At 58.2% G+C, this 5,126-nt stretch carries 3 rRNA genes; all 3 read left to right on the top strand.

What is annotated here, in order from left to right:
- The first annotated feature begins 18 nt into the window (after nt 1–18).
- The 3 genes from G7Y44_RS10060 to rrf all read left to right on the top strand — a co-directional run bounded on the left by G7Y44_RS10060 (nt 19) and on the right by rrf (nt 5,116).
- Nucleotides 19–1,527, top strand: a 16S ribosomal RNA gene (locus G7Y44_RS10060).
- A 310-nt stretch (nt 1,528–1,837) separates the two neighbouring features.
- Nucleotides 1,838–4,829, top strand: a 23S ribosomal RNA gene (locus G7Y44_RS10055).
- A gap of 171 nt (nt 4,830–5,000) precedes the next feature.
- Nucleotides 5,001–5,116: ribosomal RNA gene (rrf, locus tag G7Y44_RS10050) — 5S ribosomal RNA — on the top strand.
- Together the 16S, 23S and 5S rRNA genes form the textbook arrangement of a ribosomal RNA operon.
- The last annotated feature ends 10 nt before the right edge of the window (nt 5,117–5,126 follow it).

Here is a 5,126-nt window from a genome sequence, read left to right as displayed (position 1 = left end):
ACACTCATGCGTTTTCTTTCAACGGAGAGTTTGATCCTGGCTCAGGATGAACGCTGGCGGCGTGCCTAACACATGCAAGTCGAACGGGAAACGCGCTTTTTAGCGCTGATAGAGTGGCGAACGGGCGAGTAACACGTGGCCAACCTACCCTCTGCTTCGGGACAACCTCGGGAAACCGAGGCTAATACCGGATACTCCACGCAAAGCGCATGCTTTATGTGGGAAAGCGTATACGGCAGGGGATGGGGCCGCGGCCCATCAGGTAGTAGGCGGGGTAGTGGCCCACCTAGCTTTCGACGGGTAGCCGGGTTGAGAGACCGACCGGCCGCATTGGGACTGAGATACGGCCCAGACTCCTACGGGAGGCAGCAGTGGGGAATTTTGCGCAATGGGGGAAACCCTGACGCAGCAACGCCGCGTGCGGGATGAAGGCCTTCGGGCCGTAAACCGCTTTCAGCAGGGAAGAATAATGACGGTACCTGCAGAAGAAGCCCCGGCTAACTACGTGCCAGCAGCCGCGGTAATACGTAGGGGGCAAGCGTTATCCGGATTCATTGGGCGTAAAGCGCGCGCAGGCGGCCACCTAAGCGGGACCTCTAATCCCGGGGCTCAACCCCGGGCCGGGTCCCGAACTGGGCGGCTCGGGTGCGGTAGGGGCAGGCGGAATTCCGAGTGTAGCGGTGGAATGCGCAGATATTCGGAGGAACGCCGATGGCGAAGGCAGCCTGCTGGGCCGTCACCGACGCTGAGGCGCGAAAGCTGGGGGAGCAAACAGGATTAGATACCCTGGTAGTCCCAGCCGTAAACGATGGGCGCTAGGTGTGGGGAGATACTCTCTCCGTGCCGAAGCTAACGCATTAAGCGCCCCGCCTGGGGAGTACGGCCGCAAGGCTAAAACTCAAAGGAATTGACGGGGGCCCGCACAAGCAGCGGAGCATGTGGCTTAATTCGAAGCAACGCGAAGAACCTTACCAGGGCTTGACATGCGCGTGAAGCCGGGGAAACCCGGTGGCCGAGTAGGAGCGCGTGCAGGTGGTGCATGGCTGTCGTCAGCTCGTGTCGTGAGATGTTGGGTTAAGTCCCGCAACGAGCGCAACCCCTGCCCCGCGTTGCCAGCATTGAGTTGGGGACTCGCGGGGGACTGCCGGCGTCAAGCCGGAGGAAGGTGGGGACGACGTCAAGTCATCATGCCCCTTATGCCCTGGGCTGCACACGTGCTACAATGGCCGGTACAAAGGGTTGCCACTGAGCGATCAGGAGCGGATCCCTAAAGCCGGCCCCAGTTCGGATCGCAGGCTGCAACCCGCCTGCGTGAAGTCGGAGTTGCTAGTAATCGCGGATCAGCATGCCGCGGTGAATACGTTCCCGGGCCTTGTACACACCGCCCGTCACACCACCCGAGTCGTCTGCACCCGAAGCCGCCGGCCGAACCTGAAAGGGGCGGAGGCGTCGAAGGTGCGGGGGGTGAGGGGGGTGAAGTCGTAACAAGGTAGCCGTACCGGAAGGTGCGGCTGGATCACCTCCTTTCTAGGGAGATACAATACATACCCAAAGAAAGACAAACTTATAAAAACCTACCCAGACTGTTCGGATATCGTATCCGGCGTCCTAATCTGTCCTTACAGTATTCGGCCCTCAAGGTCTCTGACACAGAAGGGCTTGTAAGTCTTCGCACCTTGACAGTTGCATAGCGTTACAGTAATCGATCATATGTCATCAATGATTGATGACGATATAGCATCGAAACGATCGCAATTGTATCGATATGTAGATACCAAATAGATTATGCGCGGCTTAAAGATTAAGTCGCGAGAGTCTCTAAAAACATAAGAAGAGAGACAAAGATAGAAAAGGCGCACGGCGGATGCCTTGGCGCGGGAAGTCGATGAAGGGCGTGGCAAGCTGCGATAAGCTTCGGGGAGGCGCAAACAGCCTTAGATCCGAAGATGCCCGAATGGGGGAACCCAACAGGGGTCATGCCCTGTTACCCGCACCTGAATAAAATAGGGTGTGAGGAGGCAACCAGGGGAACTGAAACATCTAAGTACCCTGAGGAAAGAGAAATCAACCGAGATCCCGGTAGTAGCGGCGAGCGAAACCGGGTAAGCCCAAACCCATGCGCGCGGTAAAGCTTCGGGGCTTATGCCGCATGGGGGTTGTGGGACACATACCTGACAGGCCCGAAATCTGTCTATGGGGTTACAAACTTATCTGGTAGCAAAACGGCCTGGGAAGGCCGGCGAAACAAGGTGAAAGCCCTGTATGCGAAGTCAGATAAGCCCCAGATTGTGTTCCCGAGTAGGGCCGCTCACGTGAAAGGCGGTCCGAAGCTGGGGGGACCACCCTCCAAGGCTAAACACTCTCCCGCGACCGATAGCGAACCAGTACCGTGAGGGAAAGGTGAAAAGCACCCCGAGAGGGGAGTGAAATAGTGCCTGAAACCGTGCGCCCACAAGCAGTCGGAGCAGTCAATATGCACTGTGACGGCGTGCCTTTTGTAGAATGAGCCAGCGAGTCGCGGTGCGCGGCGAGGTTAAGGATAAACCGAGCCGTAGCGAAAGCAAGTCTTAAAACGGGCGCATGTTAGTCGCGCGCCGCGGACGCGAAGCCGGGTGAGCTACCCATGGGCAGGCTGAAGCGGGGGTAAGACCCCGTGGAGGGCCGAACCCACTTCGGTTGAAAACGGAGGGGATGACCTGTGGGTAGGGGTGAAAGGCCAATCAAACCCGGAGATATCTCGTTCTCCCCGAAATAGCTTTAGGGCTAGCCCCGCCTGTTTCCCCGCGGCGGTAGAGCACCGGATCCTCGAGGGGGCGTCAAAGCCTGCCGACGGGAGCCGAACTCCGAACACAGCGGGATTAAAAGGCGGGAGTCAGAGCGTGTGGGCTAAGCCGCACGCTCAAAAGGGAAACAGCCCAGACCGCCCGCTAAGGCCCCTAAGTCCGTGTTAAGTGGCAAAGGATGTGCGTTTGCCCAGACAGCCAGGATGTTGGCTTAGAAGCAGCCATGCATTCAAAGAGTGCGTAATAGCTCACTGGCCGAGTGGACATGCGCCGACAATTCACGGGGCTCAAGCACGGCGCCGAAGCGGCGGGATCGGATTTATCTGATCGGTAGGGGAGCGTTGCGCGCAGGATGAAGCTATACGGGTAACCGATAGTGGACCGCGCGCAAGTGAGGATGCTGGCATGAGTAACGAAAGCGGCGTGAGAAACGCCGCCGCCGAATGCCTAAGGGTTCCTGGGGAAGGCTAATCCCCCCAGGGTCAGTCGGGAGCTAAGGTAAGGCCGAAAGGCGTAGCCGATGCACAACAGGTAGATATTCCTGTACCGCCAACACTTCGATATTACCGATGGGGCGACGGAGAAGGGTAGCCGAGCGGGGTTCTGGACGTCCCCGTGAAAGCGTGTAGGGTACACCGCATGGAAATCAGCGGTGTGTTACAAACTTGAGACGCGAGACGAAGCCATACGGTGAAGTCGGTGATCCCATGCTTCTGAAAAAAACCTCTAGGGAGATGTGTTGGCGCCCGTACCAAAACCGACACAGGTAGGCAGGTAGAGCATACCGAGGCGATCGGGAGAACCATGGTTAAGGAACTCGGCATAATCGCCCCGTAACTTCGGGAGAAGGGGCGCCGCTTGAGGTGGATCCGCATGCCGGATATAAGCTTTAGGCGGCCGCAGCGAAAAGGCCCAAGCGACTGTTTACCAAAAACACAGGACTCTGCTTAAGTCAAAAGACGATGTATAGGGTCTGACGCCTGCCCGGTGCCGGAAGGTTACGCGGAGGAGTTAGTGCATTTTGCGCGAAGCCCCGAAGCTAAGCCCCGGTAAACGGCGGCCGTAACTATAACGGTCCTAAGGTAGCGAAATTCCTTGTCGGGTAAGTTCCGACCTGCACGAATGGCGTAACGACTTGGGCGCTGTCTCAACCATGGACCCGGTGAAATTGCATTGTTCGTGAAGATGCGAACCACCTGCGGAAGGACGGAAAGACCCCGTGAACCTTCACTGCAGCTTGGCATTGGCCGTTGGCTCGGCGCGTAGAGGATAGGCAGGAGGCTTTGAAGCAGAGACGCCAGTTTCTGTGGAGCCGCCCTTGGAATACTGCCCCCTCCGTTCCGGCGGCCTAACCCCTGTCCGTGAATCCGGCGGGGGGACCGTGCCAGGTGGGCAGTTTGACTGGGGCGGTCGCCTCCCAAAAAGCAACGGAGGCGCGCGTAAGGTTGGCTCAGGACGGTCGGCAACCGTCCCTTAAGAGCGCAAGAGTGTAAGCCAGCTTGACTGCGAGGGGGACATCCCGAGCAGGGACGAAAGTCGGCTCTAGTGATCCGGCGGCACCACGTGGAAGGGCCGTCGCTCAACGGATAAAAGGTACTCCGGGGATAACAGGCTGATCTTGCCCAAGAGTCCACATCGACGGCAAGGTTTGGCACCTCGATGTCGGCTCATCGCATCCTGGGGCTGAAGTCGGTCCCAAGGGTATGGCTGTTCGCCATTCAAAGCGGTACGCGAGCTGGGTTCAGAACGTCGTGAGACAGTTCGGTCCCTATCCTCCGCAGGCGTAAGGGAGTTGAGGAGAGCTGCCCCTAGTACGAGAGGACCGGGGTGGACGGACCTCCGGTGCAGCAGTTGTCGACCAACGGCATCGCTGCTTAGCCGCGTCCGGAACGGATAACCGCTGAAGGCATCTAAGTGGGAAGCCGCCTCCAAGATGAGCTCCCTTTTTGGTAAGGGCCCTTTAAGACCAAAAGGTTGATAGAGCGCAAGTGTAAGGCGGGCAACCGTTTGAGCTAAGCGCCACTAATCGCCCGAGCTCTTTGTTTTTCTCTACTCTCGCATAAGCAGTGTTGAGTCTAAAGCGATTCGTCTTTGTTAGCTATAATCAGTTGATTACTGTGCGCTATGCAACCGCCAGGGTAGCGAAAGATGCGCTACTCACAAGGTGTCGTATAGACGCGACGCGTTGGGCAGATCACCAAACGGTGTGCCCCCCGCGAGCGTGGCCATGGAGGCGGGGACACACCCGATACCGTTCCGAACTCGGTAGTTAAGCCCGCCATCGCCGAAAGTACTGCGGGGCAAGCCCGTGGGAGGATAGGGTGCCGCGCTCGCGGGGGGCAC

Source organism: Adlercreutzia sp. ZJ141, from assembly GCF_011038965.1.
In the GTDB taxonomy this organism is placed as follows: domain Bacteria; phylum Actinomycetota; class Coriobacteriia; order Coriobacteriales; family Eggerthellaceae; genus ZJ141.
Note: the sequence above shows the minus strand (reverse complement) of the source record. Positions and strands in the feature narration are given on the sequence as shown.